Genomic DNA, 16,904 nt, shown 5'->3' on the forward strand with positions numbered 1-16,904 from the left:
GCATGGCAATTCAGACTGCCCGGCATTTCGGCGCAACCAAGATTGTCGCCGTCGGCCGCAACAATCAGAAGCTCGATAGGCTCGATGCGGACGTCAAGATCGCGCTGGACGACGGAGCGGATCATTTGCTGCGCGCGCAGTTCGACCACGGCATCGACGTCGTTCTCGACTTTGTCTGGGGTGAACCCGCCGTTCGGATCCTTCAGGCGGCAACCAGGGACCGGGGGTCCCGCCTCGGCGAACCGCGTCTGCGCTATGTCCAGTTGGGTACGATGGCGGGCTCGGAAATACCTATCAGAGGAGATATGCTTCGCAGTACCGGGCTCGAGCTGATGGGCAGCGGTATTGGGAGCGCTGCCGTGACCGACCTGTTGGCCTGCGCAGGCGAGCTTCTGGAGGCAGCCCCCGCAGCAGGCTTTGATACCGATTTTGCGAGTGTGCCCTTGAGTAAGATTGGGGAGGCCTGGAACGACGATTCCAATAGGCGCTACGTCATCCTGCCGGCGCAATGATCCTCAGAACAATTCACCCGAAGCGAAGTGCGCTTCGGGCGGATCGCGGACTCCGGCAAACCGCCGCGGACTGGCCGCTTTTGTCTCTTGCATTCGGGGTGCAGTCAGACCGCAGGCGACCCCAAATTAGGCAGTGCCCCCAAGCCAAGCCGATTTCAGCGACTCGCGATCTACCCCGCCTCACCAAACTCCGCCGCCAACACCGCATCCTTCAGCGCCCTTGAATACGCATGCTGCGGATCATCCAGCACTGCCCGAGCCCGCCCTCGCTCAACAATCTCCCCTTTGCGCATGATGATGATATTGTCGCTGACATAATAGGCCGTCGCGAGATCATGCGTGATGTAGATGATCGAAAGGCCGAGCTCGTTTTTCAGCCGGCCGAAGAGGTTGACGATGGCCATGCGCAGCGATGCGTCGACCATCGAGACCGGTTCGTCGGCCACCAGCAGGCGCGGCTCAGGGATCAGCGCACGGGCGATGGCGACGCGCTGCAGCTGACCGCCGGAGAGTTCGTGGGGGAAGCGGCCTTTCACCTCTTCCAGCGTCAGGCCGACGTGGTGGAGGGCGGTATCGGCCATCCTCTCCACCTCCCGCCGGTCCGGCCGCTTGCCGGAGGCGGAGAAATTGCGGGCGGTCTCGAAGAGGTAGCGGTCCACCCGCTTCAGCGGGTTGAAGGCTTCGAAGGGGTTCTGCAGCACCGGCTGCACCACCTTCATGAAGGCCTTACGTTCGGCCCGGCTGTGGATCGCGACGGTCTTGCCGGCAAATTGCAGCTCGCCTTCGGTCGGTTCGGCTTGGCCGAGGATCATCGCCGCCACCGTCGATTTGCCCGAGCCGGATTCGCCGACGATCGAGAGGATCTCCGGCTCGTCGCCGATTTCGAAGCTGACATCCTTGACGGCGGTGATCAGCCGCCGGCCGAGCATGCCGCCCTGGCGGTAGATTTTCGTCACATGCGAGAGGCTAAGCAGAGTCAAACCTGATCCCCCGTAACCGCAAAACACGCCACCCGCCGCTCGGGCGCGACGGTGACCATGGGCGGAACCTTCTGTGAGCAGATCTCCATGCGCTTCGGGCAGCGCGGGTGAAAGCGGCAGCCCTCCGGCGGCATGGCGAGGTTCGGCGGCCGCCCCTCCAGCGAGGGTCGGGTCGTGGGGTCGCCGATCTTCGGCAGGCTGCCAACGAGGTGCTGCGTATAGGGGTGGAGCGGCGCGCTGAAGAGTTTTGGTGTCGGCGCTTCCTCGACCAGCCGGCCGGCATAGACGATGCCGATGCGGTCGGAGACGGTCGCATGCACGCCCATATCATGGGTGACGAACAGGAAGGACGAACCCATCTCGCGCTGGATCTCGCGGATCATCGACAGCACGTCGCGCTGCACGATGACGTCGAGCGCCGTCGTCGGCTCGTCGGCGATGATGAACTCCGGCGTCAGTATGGTGGCGAGCGCAATGGTCATGCGCTGGCGCATGCCGCCGGAGAGTTCGTGCGGGTAGGCGTCGAGCAGCTGCGGATCGAGCTTCAGCCGCTGCAGGTGGTTGGCGACCTTTTCGAAGAAGATGGATTTGCTCACCTTCATGTGGCGGAAGGCGAAATCGGTGAAGGAATGGCGGATCCGGCGCACCGGATTGAGCACATTCATCGAGCCCTGCATGATATAGGAGAGATGCTTCCAGCGCAGCGCCACACGCTCCTCCGGCGTCATCGCATAGAGATCCTGGGTGCCGCCGCCGAAATGGAATTTGACGCTGCCGGAAACGACCCGAAGCGGCGGCCGGATGGCGCCGGCAATGGTCTTGATCAGCGTCGTCTTGCCGCTGCTCGATTCGCCGGCGACGCCGTAGACCTCGCCGCGGCGGATCGTCAGGCTGATATCGTCGACGGCCCGCACCTCGCGATCGACGCCATAGAGGAAGGCGCGGTAATAGGCTTTCAGGTTGTCGATTTCGACCAGATTCTCCATGCTAACTTCCCATCCGGTTCAGCCGGCTGCGCGGATCATTGTATTCGTTCATCGACATGGAGAGCAGGAAGAGCGCCAGGAAGAGAATGACGATGACGGCGACGGGGGCGGCCACCCACCACCAGATCCCCGAAATCAGCGCTGAATGCGCATTGGCCCAGTAGATCATCATGCCCATGGTCGGCGTCTCGATGTCGGTGAAACCCAGCACCGAAAGGGTGATCTCCATGCCGATCGACCAGATCATGTTGTTCATCGTCGTCGCAAAGACGATCGGCAGCACATAGGGCAGGTGCTCCTCGACCAGGATCTTGCGCATCGTCATGCCGGAATAGACGCTCTGGGTGGTGAACGGCCGGCTCTTCAGGCCGAGCGCCACCGAGCGGATCAGCCGCGCGTCATAGGACCAGCCGAGCGAGGCCATGATGACGATTAGCGCCACCCAGGTCATGTTGTCCTTCAGCACGAAATAGAAAAGGATCAGCAGCGGAAATTGCGGGATGACCATGACGCTGTCGTTGATCGCCATCAGCACCCGGTCCACCGCGCCGCCGGCATAACCGGCGACGAGGCCGACCACGAGCGAGATGATGCGCGAGAGAAAGGCGACGCCGATGCCGAAATAGAGCGTGTTGCGAAGGCCGATCGTCAGCTGCCAGAAAACGTCCTGGCCGCGCGATGTCGTGCCTAGCCAATATTCGCCGTCCGGCGGCATGTCGGGCGGCAGCAAATAGATGTCGGTCGCGCCATAAGGCGAGAAATAGGACAGGATCACCAGGCCGACGATGACGGCAAAGAGCAGCAGGCCGCAGAGGAATTCCATGTTCTGGCGGGCGAGGTCGCGGATGATGGTAAACATGGCCTATTCCACCTTGATGCGCGGATCGATCAGCGGGCTCAGCACGTCGATGATGAAGACGGCGGCGGCGACGCCGACGATCGACAAGGCGCTGAGGCCGAGCACCAGGCTGTAGTCGCCGGCATGCACCGCTTCGATCAGCAGATTGCCGATGCCGGGATAGCCGAAGACGATTTCGGTGATGACGGTGCCGTTGAAGATCGCGCCGAGCGACATGGCAAGGCCGGTGAATTGCGGCACCATGGCGTTGCGGGCGATGTAGGAGCGCAGGATCTTGCCCTTCGGCACGCCGCCGAGCTCGGCAAAGACCACATAGTCGTCGGTGATGATGTTGGAAACCAGCGCCCGCATGCCGATCAGCCAGCTGCCGGCGCCGACCAGGATCAGCGACAAGGCCGGCAGGATGGAGTGTTTGAGGATATCGAGGACGAGGGCAAAGGAGAGGTCGAGATTGGCGTTCATCTCATAGCCGCCATTGATCGGCAGCACCGGCCAGATGAAGCCGAAGACGATGAGCAGCACGAAGGCGAGGATGTAATAGGGAATGGGCAGCATGGCGATGAAGACGAGGCTGACGGCCTTCAGCACCATGTCCTTGCGGTAATAGCCGGCGAGCGCGCCGATCGCATTGCCGAGCACGAAGGTGATCAGCGTCGAGACCGTCATCAGCCCGATCGTCCAGGGCAGCGAGCGCAGGATGATGGTGGAGACGGGGGTCGGAAAGGCCGAGAGCGAGGGGCCGAGATCGCCGGTCGCCAGCCGCAGCCAGAAGTGCAGATATTGCTGCCAGATCGAGCCCTGCATGCCGTAGAGCTCGCGCAGCGACTGGCGCATCAGCTCGATCGCATTGGGGTCGGACTGACCCATCTGGGTGATGGCGCCTATGCTTTCTTCGACCGGGTCGATCGGGGTCAGGTGGGTGACGAAGAAGGTGATCGTCACGCCGAGAAAGACGACGAGCAGGAACTGACCAAATCGCTTCAGCACAAAGATCAGATAGGGCGTCATAAGGCAGTGGTTCCTCTCTGCTTCCCTTCTTGAAAGGATCGACGAGCATGGCAGCTGGGGCTCATGCCCGTCGATGAGGGGGCCGGCGCGATGGCTTCCGCGCCGGCGTTGGGAGGGGTTATTGCGATTGGGCCGGCTTCAGCTTGACCATCATCAGCCGCGAATTGGCCCAGTTCGGCACCGGATCCGTATAGGGGTCCTTGATGGTGGGATAGCCGGTCCAATAGGTCGTATCCATCGAGGTGAAGACGTTATAGGACATCAGCGGGATCGTCGGCATTTCGCGGGCGACCAGCTTCAGATAATCCTTGCCGAGCTCCATGCCCTTCGGATCGTCGGCGCTGATGCCGCGGATGCTCTCGATGATCTTGTCGAGCTCCGGATTGGACCAGCGCTGCCAGTTGCGCGGCGGCTGAACCTCGCCTTTCTTGGCGACGAACTGCGAGTGCCAGCTGTCGAGGAAGAAGGAGAGGTCGGGATCGCCACCCCAGGTTTCGACGCTCCAGGCGATCGCCACCTGGAAATCGCCGGGCTGCAGCGCCGTCTGCCAGAGCTTGGCGGCCGGCACGGCTTTGGCGTCGATGCCGAAGGCGGCCCATTGCTGCGCAATCAGCGTGCCGGCGCGGGTGAAGACCGAGCGTGTGTCGCCTTCCACCGTCATCCGGATCTTGAAGGGCTGTCCATCAGGGGTCAGCCACTTGCCGCCTGACTTTTTAAAGCCGGCCTTCTCCAGCAGTTCGCCGGCCGCTTTCGGGTTCGGTTTCCACCAGCCGTAGCCGAAGGCGCCGCTGATCGCTTCCGGATCGGTCGGGATCTGGTCCTTGAACTTCGGCTGCTTGCGCAGGATATCGGCGATCTGCTGCCCGACTGTCGGATCATAGGGCTTGATCTTGCTCTTGCCGGTATCGATCTCGAAATCCTTCAGCCAGTCCTGCATCGGCGCCTGATAGTCTTTCATCGTCGCTGCCGTCGGCGGCACGCCGAGTGCCGAAAGCGTCGCCGCCCCGCGATAGCTCGCCATGTCGACGGCCTTGATGTCGATCAGCAGAGCCAGCGCCCAGCGCACATCGGCATTGTCGAAGGGCGCTTCCTGGGTGTTGAAGATCACGGCGGGCAGCGTCGGATCCGGATGGGCGAAGGGGAAGCCCGGGAACCAGGTCTCGATTGTCTTCGACTTCTCCTTGAGGGTGAACATGCCCTCCGGGGTGTTGTCGTGGATGATATCGAGATTGTGCTCGAGCTGGGCGATCGTGCGCTTATCCGGCGGGCCTGGATCGGTATAGGTCACATATTTCGGGGCCGGCTCGCCGAAGCGGGCAAGCGAGGTGCGCTGCCAGTCGTCGCGCTTTTCCCAGGTATACCATTTGCCCTGCGGATCGTAGGCCTTCAGCTTGTAGGCGCCGAGCGAGACGGGATTGGCGAAATCGTAGCGAAGCGGATCCTCGACCTTCTCGAACACGTGCTTCGGCATGATCCAGGCGCCGTTCCAGCGCACGGTGAAGATCGCATGGAAGCGCGAATTCGGCTTCTTCAGCTTGAACACCACGGTCTGTGGATCGGTCGCCTCGACGCTTGCCACCTGCACCGAGAAGGCCGCGCTCCAGACCATGCCGGGATGGTCCATCTGCGTCTTGACGGTATAGACCACGTCGTCGGCGGTGAATTCGACGCCGTCGCTCCAATAGAGCCCCTTGCGCAGTTTCACGGTCATTTCGGTGAAGTCGGCATTATATTGCGGCTTGTCGGCGGCGAGCGAATTGTCCCAGGCCGCGCCGCCAAGCCCCTGTTCCGGGTCGATATACCAGAGCGTATCCATGGTCAGCTGCTGCAGGCCGGTCGAGACCCCGCCGCCGCCATTGACCCAGATGTTGAACCAGCCGGGATTCTTGATCGTCCCTTCAGGATTTTCGACGATGAGCGTCTCCTTGCGCGGCAAGGAGGTGTAGTCCTCGGCGGTGGCCAGACCCGTCAGACCGAGCGTGGCCAGCACGAAGCCGAATGCAAACCTCTTCCACTTTTGCATGAACTCCTCCCTTGTAAGCGACGATGCGGCGGCCTTCGAGGCACGCAGGGGCATGTCGCGGTTGTCGGTTCGCAGAAGCGGGCTTGTGAGCCTGACGCTTCGGCGAACCATCCTCCGGCCGCCTGCCTCCTCGCGAGCGACCGATTTCTCAGCCGGGGCCTAACCCGGCGGCGGCTGTCACACCGACAGCCTGATGACGTTGTAGGACAGCGGTTTCAGCGCCGCCCGCACCCGTCCATCCTCGATCCTTGCCGTCTCGACCTTGGCGGGCACGACCGTCTCCGGCCGCCGCGCCGTGTTGACGGCTTCGAGATCGCCATGGGTCATCTCCACCTGCTCGATCAGCCGGGCGCCGCCGAAACCTTCCAGCCGCACGTCGAGATCGAGCGCTGTGTCCGGATGGCGGTTGACGGCAAAGAAGGTCAGCGACCGGCCATCCTCGGAATGCACCGCCGAGACGTCGAGATAGGGAACCTCGTTCTCCTCGTCGCTGTCATAGGTCGGGCCGTCGACGACGAGCTGCAGGGCCGATCCGCGGCCATATCGCGACGCGTAATAGAAGGGATAATAGATCGTCTGGCGCCAGGCCGCACCACCATCCTCGGTCATGATCGGGGCGATGACGTTGACGAGCTGGGCGATGCAGGCGATGCGCACCCGGTCGGAGCGGCGGATGAAGGTGTTGAGGATGCCGCCGACCTGCAGCACGTCTTCGAAATTATAGACGTCCTCGAGCAGATGCGGCGCATCCGGCCACTCGTCGCGCGCCAGGATCTCCTTGTCCTGCTGGTTGGAATGGTACCAGACGTTCCACTCGTCGAAGGAGATGCCGATCGTCTTCTTCGAGCGCTTCTTCGCCTTGATGTAATCGATGACGCCGCCGATCGTGGTGATGTAGCGGTCGAGCTTGGTCGCCCGGGCGAGGTAGTTCAGCGTGTTCTTCTCGCGGTTGGCGAAATACATATGCAGCGAGATGTAGTCGGCGCTGTCATAGCACTGGTCGAGAACCTCGGCCTCCCACTGCGGATAGGTCTTCATGTCGGAATTCGACGAGCCGCAGACGACGAGCTCGAGCGACTTGTCGAAGCCGCGCATGGCTTTGGCCGTCTCGTCCGCCAGCCGGCCATATTCATAGGCGGATTTGTGACCGACCTGCCAGGGGCCGTCCATCTCGTTGCCGAGGCACCAGAGTTTGACATCATGCGGATTGGACCAGCCGTGCTTGCGGCGCAGGTCCGACCAGTAGGTGCCGCCGGGATGGTTGCAATATTCGAGGAAGTTGCGGGCGGCGTCGAGGCCGCGTGATCCCAAATTGACGGCCAGCATCGGCTTGGTATTGGCCTTCTTGCACCAGTCGACGAATTCGTTGACGCCGACCTGGTTGGCCTCGCGGGTGCGCCAGGCAAGGTCGAGGCGCACCGGGCGTTCCGAGCGCGGACCGACACCGTCTTCCCAATTATAGGCCGAGACGAAGTTGCCGCCGGGATAACGGCAGTAGGGCGTGTCGAGCTCGCGCACCAGATCGAGCACATCGCGGCGGAAGCCGTCTTCATCGGCTGTCGGATGTCCGGGCTCATAGATGCCGCCGTAGATCGCTCTGCCGAGATGCTCGAGAAACGAGCTGTAGAGCCTGGCGTCAATGGTCGCGATGCGGAAATCGCGGTGGGCAACGACATTCGTCTTCAACGGATCCTCCCCGTTTATGTATCAGGATTTTTGTTTTCGTGCCTCTAACTTGATATCAGGAATGTCGTGATGTCAACCGAAAGGCGGATTTAATCATACTAATGCAAATCCGAAGGAAAAATATTGAAATACAACGGCTTGATTAAGTTTAGCGACCGCTGAAACACGAAATAAATGCGATTTTTAAATCAGGATATCCGATATTAACTTTTCAGACATGCAGCCGCATGGTGATGTCGCGGCCGTGATTGCCGAAGCCGCGGCCGAAAATATTGACGCCGCCGGTGTGGCCGGCATTTTCGGCGATGCCGACGCGCAGGCGGATCGACGAATGCTGGCCGAGCGCCAGATCGCTGAGCGTGATATTCGATGCGGCGATACCGTCGATGAATGTGCCGCGCGTCGAGATCCGCCAGGTTTTCATCGTCCCGTATTGCGAACCTTCGAGCTTCCACCAGGCGGGCGTGAAGGCGCCGCGCTTGTCGCCGTAATCGCCGGGCGAGGTCCAGGTGCCGATCGCCATGCCGTTGACCCAGAGCGTGATGTCGGACGGCCAGTCAGGATTCGTGCCGGGCACTTCGGATGACAGCTCCAGCGAAAATTCGATGGCGCGAATATCCTTGTTCAACACCTTGGCATTGTTGGGGAATTTGTATTCGACATAACCCCGGCCGAACCACACCAGCCCGGCCTGCATGCGCTGCGGATCGAGGAAATAATCCGGCACATCGAGCGGTCCGATGACGCTCTCCGTCGAGCAGAGACCGCAGGGCGCATGCACGTCGCAGCTCGTATAGAGCCCGACCGGCATCTCGACCTCGATAATATTGTTCGCCCGCTGCGCCGCACTTTCCTCGAAGCTGATCAGGATTTCGCTATAGACCGCCGAGCAGATCTTCTGGTTGCCCTTGCGCGCCTTGGCCAGTCGCGAATCCACCAGCCCGGCATCTTCCAAGATCTGAATACCGGTGGCGACGGTCGATTGAGGAAGGGAAAGCGTCTGGGCGATATCGTTGATGTTGAGCGGCCCCTTGGCGCAGAGCAGCTTCAATATCTCGATCCGCGCCGGCGCCGAAAGCGCCCGTATGGCCTCACTGTTCTCGCCGGCGGCGATCGTCAAAAACGAGCGTTCCATCATTTCCCCATAGTTTCCGATAGAATGATGTATATCGGAAATTATGATGCATCAAGTGGAGTAGTTCGGAATGATGCGCTAAGCGAGAACAATCACGCGCCAAGGTCCGGCTGCGACAATCAGAGCGTCAAACGTCGCTGCGAAGTGTGGGTCGGAAGTCAGCTTTTCTCAAGGGCTGACAGGCTGTCGCTGGAGGAGCGGGATCCGCTTCAGGCGCAGCGCACGCTTTTCCAGGAGATGCCATGAAAGCCAGCCGAGCAACCATGCTGTCGGCAGCGAAAGGGCAAAGACGGCCCACCATGTGCTGTACTGGCCGAGGGCATGGTTCATCACCTGCTCCACTGGCCAGCCATAGAGATAGGTGCTGTAGGAGATGTCGCCCAATCGTTCGAGAGTCGGCAGGCGTAGGGAGGGCGAGGTCGCGATGTAGACAAGCGGATAGGCGAACAACATGCGGCCGTAAAGATAGCCGGGCCAGAAGACGAGGAAGAGCACGCCGAGCGCCGCAAAGACCAATGCCAGGACAATGCTGGGCCGCCGCTTTTCCATCACGAACCAGAGAAGCGAACCGCAGAAGAAATAGGGAGCGATAAAGGTGAAATCCGTCAGGAAGCGTATGTTTGGCCACGGATGATCGAAGAAAAGCTGCCATGTCACGCCCACGGCGACGGCAAGTGCCATAAGCGGCGCCCGCAGAAGCCCGATTGCCATCAATCCCGCGACGATCAGGTAGCAGAAGATTTCCTGCCCGATCGTCCAGAGAGAACCGTTGACGGAAGTGGCGAGCCAGGAGATGGCGGGATCATAAAACTGCACATGCGGCAGGGTCATGCCGAAGTTCGGGTCGAGCAGCGAATGCAACGTCGTCTTCAGATGAAGCGATTTCAGCAAGTAGCCACTGACGCCCAACGGGCTAAACAGGGCGCCCAGGACGTAGACGCTGAGCAGGGTGCAGACGATGAACGCCGGGTATATCCTCAGGGCCCGCCGCCAGAGAAAACCACCCGCGCTGCCGAACTGCGCGCTCTGCGTGACGAGGAAGCCGCTGGTGATGAAAAACATATAGACGCCGAAGAGGCCGAGGATATTGCCCTCTCCGAACAACCGCTCGAAGGGCTCGTTCGCCGAGGTCTTTTCCACGATAAGGAAGGCGTGCGAGAAGATCACCGTCGAGGCTGCGACGAGCCTGATCATGTTGAAGTTCGGGTAAAATGCCTTCTTGCCATCGCCCCCGTGCATGCGAGCCTCCCGCACCTCTGAAGTTTGACACGCCGTTAAGGCGAGTTTTGAACGAGCCGTTGTGAACATGGGCTCAAGTCGAGACTCTCTCCGATCTGCCCAAATGCGCCTCTGACAACAGTGCGCTTGGCACAACGACCGGATGAGCCGTGGCCCACCGCCTCAGTCTATCGAGTGAGCGCTAGAACGAAGTCATCTCCGAAAATCCAGCATGTCTAACATTACGAAAAAGTAATGTAAATCTGGTGCGATTCTATGTCGCGCCGAAGTCCAATTGACTCATTCAGCTGATGGATATAGATCAGTCGATAAAATTTAGAGAATCAAGTTGTATTGATGCATCACCTCGGCGAAGTTGTAATACATAGACAAAAAGAAAAGTTGATTGAGATAGTAAGGAAGTTCGTAAATACGGGACAGCCTTACATTATAATTGACTTTCCTTCGAATAAAGATCCGGGGCATCATGCAAGTTGGCTTGGGTTGTCGCAGGTATTGAAGGAAGTAACGGGCAGGATGCCGGCGCTTGTTTGTGGTGCATCCCAAAATATAGACGAGATAAAGGAAACGCCGGCCGATGCTCCGATTTTCATTTGCGGGTGGAGTGATTTTGGGAATTTGCGGGCGGGCAGGGATGATCTTCGCTGCCGCTTGATGTGGAAATATCCGGACCGGACGATCATCCAGATGCCGCAGAGGGTCCACTTCGCCAACGAGTCGCTCAAGGAATACGCCAAACGCACGATTGGCAGGCATCGCAACTTCTTCTGCCTGACACGCGATGACCAGAGCTTCGAACTGGCAAGAGCGAACTTCGATTGTGAGGTCGAGGCCGGCCCGGACACGGCATTCGGTATCGAGACGCTGAAGCCCTTCGACGCCGACCCTCTGAGGGTGTTGTATGTCATGCAGCCACTTGGCGAGGACGACGACGTCGATATAGCGAAAGCGCGATCGATTGTTGACGGACCGCTGACCAATTGGATCAATGGTCCCAACAGTTTGTCGCGCCTGCGCATGTCGAGCATCGTCAGCTCAGCGCTGCGGCATGGATTCAGCCGCACGGCGATGCTGGCCCAGCACCGCGAGGATGTCGCCCGTCGATATGTCGATTATGGCGTGCGGATCCTGTCCGGCGCAGAGCGGATCATTACCAACCATTTACACGGCCATATTCTCTGTCTGTTGCTCAATAAGCCGCATGTCGCAGTCGCGAGAGACGGCAGCAATCTTCACGCTTTCATCGATAGCCGGACCGGCGACAGCCCCCTGGTGGAGACAGCAACGAATGCCGGCGAGATTTTCGCAGCAATGTCTCGCCTGCCCTATGAGATCGGCGGCACCTGGTACAAGTCGAGCCGGCCCATGACTGTCGGTCCCAGTATTCCCGCCCCCGATCTGGTCCCTCAACCTTCCATAGTCTGATTTTCGGAGGAGCTCAGTTTGTCGGTTTTGCAAGACGACGATATTCTCTTCAGCCATGTCAGTGAGAACCGGTCCGCCGCAGCCGTAACGGGTGCCTTCTGGTCGGCACTCAGTACCCTTATTCCGACGGTCCTGACCTTCGCTGTTTTTGTGGTCACGTCTCGTATTCTCCAGCCTCAGGATTTCGGTCTTGTCGCGCTGTCCTTCAGCATCGTCTCCTTTGCAGCGAGTTTCGGGCCGACTGCCTTTGGCGAAGCGATCATCCAGAGAGCCGAGATCAGGCGCAGCCACCTCGACACGATATTCCTGCTTTCGCTCGGCTTTTCGTTCCTGGTCTACGGCGGCTTATGCCTGGCCGCTTCGTCGATCGCGGCCTATGTCGGGCATAAGGAAGTCACCTATCTCATTTACATCATGGGATTGAAGGTATTCTTCGACTTCACGGCCGTCGTTCCGAATGCGATCGTGAACAGGAAAATGTCATTCCATCTGGTGGCCGTCCGCACAGTCATCGCGACTGTCACGTCTGCTTGCCTTTGCCTTGTTCTGGTTCTCGCCGGTTTCGGCTTGTGGGGGCTTGCCATTGCCCAGATCGCCGCCACAGCGGCATCGTGCGGCGCCGCTTTCTGGGGTGCGGGTTGGATTCCCGGCCTGAAGATAAAGAAAGCGAGCCTCAATGATCTGCTTCACTACGGTTTCTTTGCATCCGGCACCCGTTTTTTACAGACGATGAGCCTGGACAACTTGCTCATCGGCGTGCTCCTGAGCCCGTCGGCGCTCGGCATCTATAACTTTTCCAAGCGCCTGTTTGACATGATCAACAACGTCATCGCCGGCGGCCTGACGTCGGTGACGCATGTGCTGCTGTCTTCGTTGCGGGCCGATCCGAAAAAAGTCCGGGAAGCATTCCTGATGGCGACGTTTGGCTGTGCTCTGGTTTCCTACCCCGTCTTCATCGGGCTTGCGGCGGTTGCCGATGATGCAATCACGACGATTTTCGGAGCGCACTGGATCGAGGCCGTTTGGCCGGTTCGGTTCTACTGCGTGATTGGCTTGATGGCTGGGATCGGCTACGTGCAGGCATCCCTGATAAAAAGCCAGGGAGAGATGGATTGGTGGTTTTACTACCAGCTGGCTCGAAATGTTCTCACGCTTCTGACCATCGCAGTTCTTTACCCCTACGGCGTGACGACAGTCGTGTTTGCGATCATGATCGAAGTCCTGTTGTTCTGGCCGATCACCAGCTGGAAGGTGTCGCAGCATATAGAGCTGAGTGTGCCGGCATATTTGGCGCAGTTCCTGCGGCCGACCACGGCCAGTGCAGCGATGGTGGCTGTCGTTTTGCTGCTGCACGAACTGTTGCTTCATTGGTCGCCCTACGCACGTCTGGCTATAGAAGCCCTTGCAGGCGGCATCGCTTACTGCAGCCTGATATTCTTGCTGTGCAGGGCGCGCCTGAATGTCCTGATCGGCAGCATCAAACAGGCTCGGCAGCGCAAGGGTAACAGGGGCGCAGTGGCCACCCCTGTGTGATTTCCTGGCACCAGCGCGGCGGATTGTTTCGCCGCCCGTCTCTCAACCCAAACGGCCTTCGGCCGCAAGCGCATGGGATAATCGACAAGATGACCGATCTCGACCGCGATTATCCGTTACATCAGCTTCACCGGGCAGATGTTTCGACAAGTGGCCGCAGCCGCTACTATACGCTCGATGCCATGCGCGGCTTTGCCGCCATTTGTGTTGTCGCCACGCACTTCCAGGAGAGATACGCGCCATCGGCTTATCTGGCGGTCGACTTTTTCTTCGTTCTCAGCGGCTTCATTATCGCCGACATTTATGGACGAAGGCTGTCGCGCGGCCTGCCATTTCAGTCATTCATGAAGGCCCGCATCAAACGCCTGTATCCGCTTTATCTGCTCGGGATCTTGGTTGGCCTCGTGCAGATCATTCTGTTGACGAGCTGGGGACTGCGAGCCCAAAGCGCGGTCGATCTGCTGGTGTCGAGCGCGACCAACACCTTCGTTTTGCCGAGCCCGATGTATTTCCTTCAAGCGCATCCGATGCAAGGGATGTTTCCGATCAACGGCCCGGCCTGGTCGATGTTCTGGGAATTGCTGGTCAATATCGTCTTCGCACTGTGGCTCTTCCGGCTCTCCGTCCGCGCCCTCTGCGCCGTTGCGCTCGTCTCGGCGGCATTCTTGGTCCTTGTCGGTCTGAAGTACGGCATGTTGAATATCGGCTGGGAGTGGCCTTCCGCAGTGGGTGGACTGCCGAGGGTGATGTTCTCATTTACCGCAGGCGTGGTTATCAGCCGTCTCTTCAACGGCGTTTCGGCCTGGAGGAGGGGCTGGGTCGCACTGGCGCCCTGCCTGCTTTTGCTGATCTGCATCGTAGCTCCGGTTCCGGTATTGCTGCGGCCTCACTACGATCTGATCTTCGCGATTACCCTTGCCCCGCTCATCGTCACACTCGGCCTGCTTCTGGAGATGCCCGCCCAGGCAGAAGGGTTGGCGACGTGGATTGGATACATCTCCTATCCCGTCTACATCCTGCACCGAGGCGTGATCGGCGTCTTCAAGCCCCTTGCGGGTTCGATTGATCTGAATGGCCCTGCCGGCTTCCTGGTGCTTCTGGGCGCAGTCGTCTGTTTCGCTTACATGACCGCTCGTCTCATAGACAAAGCCACGGCTTTCCGGGCGCGTCGGGCCGCATAGTTCGATCACAGGCAACCGCGAGTGATCTGGCATGCGCAGTTCCAGCTGCTGTCACCGCCGCAGTAGCGGCCGCAGTGCGGCCTGTGTTTCCTTCAACAGCTTGAGATAGCGCACCTTCATCTCGGCGGCCGGGACGAGGGCGGCCGGGGCACCGATATTGATCGCCGCGATCGTTTCGCCGCGGTCGTTTTCAACGGGCACGGCAATCGAGCAGAGGCCGATCTCCAGCTCCTGGTCGATGACGGCGTAGCCTTCTGCGCGCACCCGGCGGAATTCTTCGATCAGTTCGTCCGGATCGGTTTTGGTATTGGCCGTGTTCTGCTTCAGCTCGCTCCTGGCCAGGATGGCGCGCGCCTCGGTCTCCGATAGGGCCGCCAGCAGCACCCGGCCCATCGAGGCGCAATAGGCGGGCAGGCGGCTGCCGGGGGTCAGATTGATCGACATGACCCGGCGTTGCGCGGCGCGGGCGATATAGACGATCTCGGTGCCGTCGAGCACCGAGGCCGAGGCGCTCTGGCCGGACTTTTCCGAGAGAAGGTCGAGATGCGGCTGCAGGAGCGCCGGCAGCGGCGTTGCGGCGAGATAGGCATGGCCGAGCCGCAGGATCTTCGGCGTCAGCGTGAAGAACTTGCCGTCATAATCGGCATAGCCGAGATCGGCGAGCGTCAGCAGCGAACGCCGCACCGTGGCGCGGTCGAGCGCGGTCAGCTTCGCGGCTTCGGCGATCGACAGCCGCTGCCGCGTCTCGCCGAAGGCCTCGATGACTTTCAGGCCGCGGGCAAAGCCGCTGACGAAATCCGTTTCGCGCATGGATTCGATTCCTCCGCCAGAATTCTGTGCGATATACGAACAAATGTCAAATATCGCACAGAATATCTTGCGACTGCTCCTGCGGCGGTATACTTCTGACAGCAGACGGGCTGAGGAGATCCCCATGGACAAAACAATCGCGAGCACGGCTGAGGCCGTCTCCGAGATCGGCGACGGCGCGACGGTCATGATCGGCGGCTTCGGCGGCTCGGGCGCGCCGATCGAGCTGATCCATGCCTTGATCGACAAGGGCCCGAAAAACCTGACCGTGATCAACAACAACGCCGGCAACGGCCGCATCGGCATTGCCGCGATGATCGATGCCGGCCTGGTCCGGAAGATGATCTGCTCGTTTCCGCGCTCCTCGGATCCGCGCGCCTTCACCGAAAAATACCTAGCCGGCGAGATCGAGCTCGAGCTGGTGCCGCAGGGCACGCTCGCCGAGCGCATCCGGGCCGGCGGCGCCGGCATTCCGGCCTTTTATACGCCGACCGGCTACGGCACCGAACTCGCGGAAGGCAAGGTCATAGCCGAATTCGACGGCCGCCATTATGTGCAGGAGCGCTGGCTGAAAGCCGATTTCGCGATCGTCAAGGCTGCGGTCGGCGATGTCCACGGCAACCTCACCTACAACAAGGCAGGCCGCAATTTTAATCCGCTGATGTGCATGGCGGCCGCCAGGACGATCGCCCAGGTCTCGTCGATCGTGCCGGCCGGCGGCATCGATCCCGAGCATGTCGTCACCCCCGGCATCTTCGTCGACCGTCTCGTCGCCGTGCCCCATCCGCAGCAGGAAGAAGAGCTCATCCGAGCCGGAGTGGTCTACGTATGACCGTCGATATCAGGGACGACATCAAACTTTCCAATGCGCAGATCGCCTGGCGCGCCGCGCAGGACATTGCCGACGGCGCCTATGTCAATCTCGGCATCGGCTTTCCCGAAATGGTCGCCCGCTATCGGCCGCCCGGCCGTCAGGCGATCTTCCACACCGAAAACGGCATCCTCAATTTTGGCGAGCCGCCAGCCGAAGGTGAAGAGGACTGGGATCTGATCAACGCCGGCAAGAAGGCGGTGACGCTGAAGCCGGGGGCGGCCTTCTTCCACCACGCCGATAGCTTTGCCATGGTGCGCGGCGGCCATCTCGACGTCGCGATCCTCGGCGCCTATCAGGTCGCGGAGAATGGGGATCTTGCCAATTGGCGGGTCGGCAGCAAGGGCGTGCCGGCCGTCGGCGGCGCCATGGACCTGGTGCATGGCGCCAAGCAGGTCTGCGTCATCACCGAGCACGTCACCAAGACAGGCGAGCCGAAGCTGGTGGAGAGATGCACCTTCCCGTTGACCGGCGTCGCCTGCATCACCCGCGTCTATACGAGCCACGCCGTCATCAACATCGTCGAGGGACGCTTCGTCCTGCGCGAGAAGCTCGCAGCCATCTCGCTGGAAGAACTGCAGGCGATGACCGGCGCGCGACTGCACGTCGACGGCCCGGTGGCCGATCTCGTCGTTCCGAAACTCTAAGGGAAATGC

Annotated in this window: 14 protein-coding genes and 1 pseudogene; 6 read left to right on the plus strand and 9 right to left on the minus strand. The window is 60.4% G+C overall.

Annotation, left to right across the window (positions count from 1 at the left end):
* Positions 1–512, plus strand: a pseudogene (locus PH551_RS22905) (quinone oxidoreductase family protein); the annotation flags it as partial.
* 170 nt (positions 513–682) lie between these two features.
* Here PH551_RS22905 and PH551_RS22910 read toward each other — a convergent pair.
* The 8 genes from PH551_RS22910 to PH551_RS22945 form a co-directional block, all read right to left on the minus strand.
* Entirely contained in the window at positions 683–1,441 is a 759-nt protein-coding gene (locus PH551_RS22910) for an ABC transporter ATP-binding protein (protein WP_285195276.1), read from the minus strand.
* A gap of 47 nt (positions 1,442–1,488) precedes the next feature.
* Positions 1,489–2,478 (minus strand): ABC transporter ATP-binding protein, encoded by a 990-nt coding sequence (locus tag PH551_RS22915; RefSeq protein ID WP_285195164.1) that lies wholly within the window; start codon positions 2,476–2,478, stop codon positions 1,489–1,491.
* Between the two features lies 1 nt (position 2,479).
* The gene (locus PH551_RS22920) at positions 2,480–3,337 is read right to left on the minus strand and encodes an ABC transporter permease (protein ID WP_064808333.1); all 858 of its coding nucleotides are present in this window, start codon (positions 3,335–3,337) and stop codon (positions 2,480–2,482) included.
* Between the two features lie 3 nt (positions 3,338–3,340).
* On the minus strand, positions 3,341–4,345 hold the full coding sequence (locus PH551_RS22925) for an ABC transporter permease (protein WP_085781016.1): 1,005 nt from the start codon (positions 4,343–4,345) through the stop codon (positions 3,341–3,343).
* Between the two features lie 118 nt (positions 4,346–4,463).
* Positions 4,464–6,368 carry an ABC transporter substrate-binding protein gene (locus PH551_RS22930; protein ID WP_285195165.1) on the minus strand — a complete coding sequence of 635 codons (1,905 nt, stop codon included), beginning with the start codon at positions 6,366–6,368 and terminating at the stop codon, positions 4,464–4,466.
* A 177-nt stretch (positions 6,369–6,545) separates the two neighbouring features.
* Positions 6,546–8,054: an arabinosylfuranosidase ArfA gene (arfA, locus tag PH551_RS22935; protein WP_221119515.1), complete on the minus strand. Its 1,509-nt coding sequence runs from the start codon at positions 8,052–8,054 to the stop codon at positions 6,546–6,548.
* Positions 8,055–8,265: 211 nt separating this feature from the next.
* A complete protein-coding gene (locus PH551_RS22940; RefSeq protein WP_183701363.1) occupies positions 8,266–9,192 on the minus strand; it encodes an ArsR/SmtB family transcription factor in 927 nt (308 codons plus the stop codon).
* 165 nt (positions 9,193–9,357) lie between these two features.
* The gene (locus PH551_RS22945; protein ID WP_285195166.1) at positions 9,358–10,428 is read right to left on the minus strand and encodes an acyltransferase family protein; all 1,071 of its coding nucleotides are present in this window, start codon (positions 10,426–10,428) and stop codon (positions 9,358–9,360) included.
* A gap of 336 nt (positions 10,429–10,764) precedes the next feature.
* Here PH551_RS22945 and PH551_RS22950 point away from each other — a divergent pair, with 336 nt between their 5' ends.
* From PH551_RS22950 to PH551_RS22960, 3 genes are all read left to right on the plus strand, one after another.
* Positions 10,765–11,853: a polysaccharide pyruvyl transferase family protein gene (locus PH551_RS22950; RefSeq protein WP_285195167.1), complete on the plus strand. Its 1,089-nt coding sequence runs from the start codon at positions 10,765–10,767 to the stop codon at positions 11,851–11,853.
* A gap of 18 nt (positions 11,854–11,871) precedes the next feature.
* The gene (locus tag PH551_RS22955; protein ID WP_285195168.1) at positions 11,872–13,386 is read left to right on the plus strand and encodes a lipopolysaccharide biosynthesis protein; all 1,515 of its coding nucleotides are present in this window, start codon (positions 11,872–11,874) and stop codon (positions 13,384–13,386) included.
* Between the two features lie 89 nt (positions 13,387–13,475).
* Positions 13,476–14,567 carry an acyltransferase family protein gene (locus tag PH551_RS22960; RefSeq protein WP_285195169.1) on the plus strand — a complete coding sequence of 364 codons (1,092 nt, stop codon included), beginning with the start codon at positions 13,476–13,478 and terminating at the stop codon, positions 14,565–14,567.
* Between the two features lie 51 nt (positions 14,568–14,618).
* Here the strand turns inward: PH551_RS22960 and PH551_RS22965 are convergent, their stop codons facing one another.
* Positions 14,619–15,377, minus strand: coding sequence for an IclR family transcriptional regulator domain-containing protein (locus tag PH551_RS22965; RefSeq protein ID WP_285195170.1), 759 nt, complete (start codon positions 15,375–15,377; stop codon positions 14,619–14,621).
* A gap of 124 nt (positions 15,378–15,501) precedes the next feature.
* On the opposite strand from PH551_RS22965, the gene PH551_RS22970 reads away from it, so the two are divergent.
* Both PH551_RS22970 and PH551_RS22975 read left to right on the plus strand, forming a co-directional pair.
* The gene (locus tag PH551_RS22970) at positions 15,502–16,209 is read left to right on the plus strand and encodes a 3-oxoacid CoA-transferase subunit A (protein WP_285195171.1); all 708 of its coding nucleotides are present in this window, start codon (positions 15,502–15,504) and stop codon (positions 16,207–16,209) included.
* Entirely contained in the window at positions 16,206–16,895 is a 690-nt protein-coding gene (locus PH551_RS22975; protein WP_285195172.1) for a CoA transferase subunit B, read from the plus strand. Before PH551_RS22970 ends, PH551_RS22975 begins: the two co-directional genes overlap by 4 nt.
* Positions 16,896–16,904 lie beyond the last annotated feature (9 nt).

Source organism: Rhizobium atlanticum, assembly GCF_030182485.1.
GTDB lineage: Bacteria > Pseudomonadota > Alphaproteobacteria > Rhizobiales > Rhizobiaceae > Rhizobium.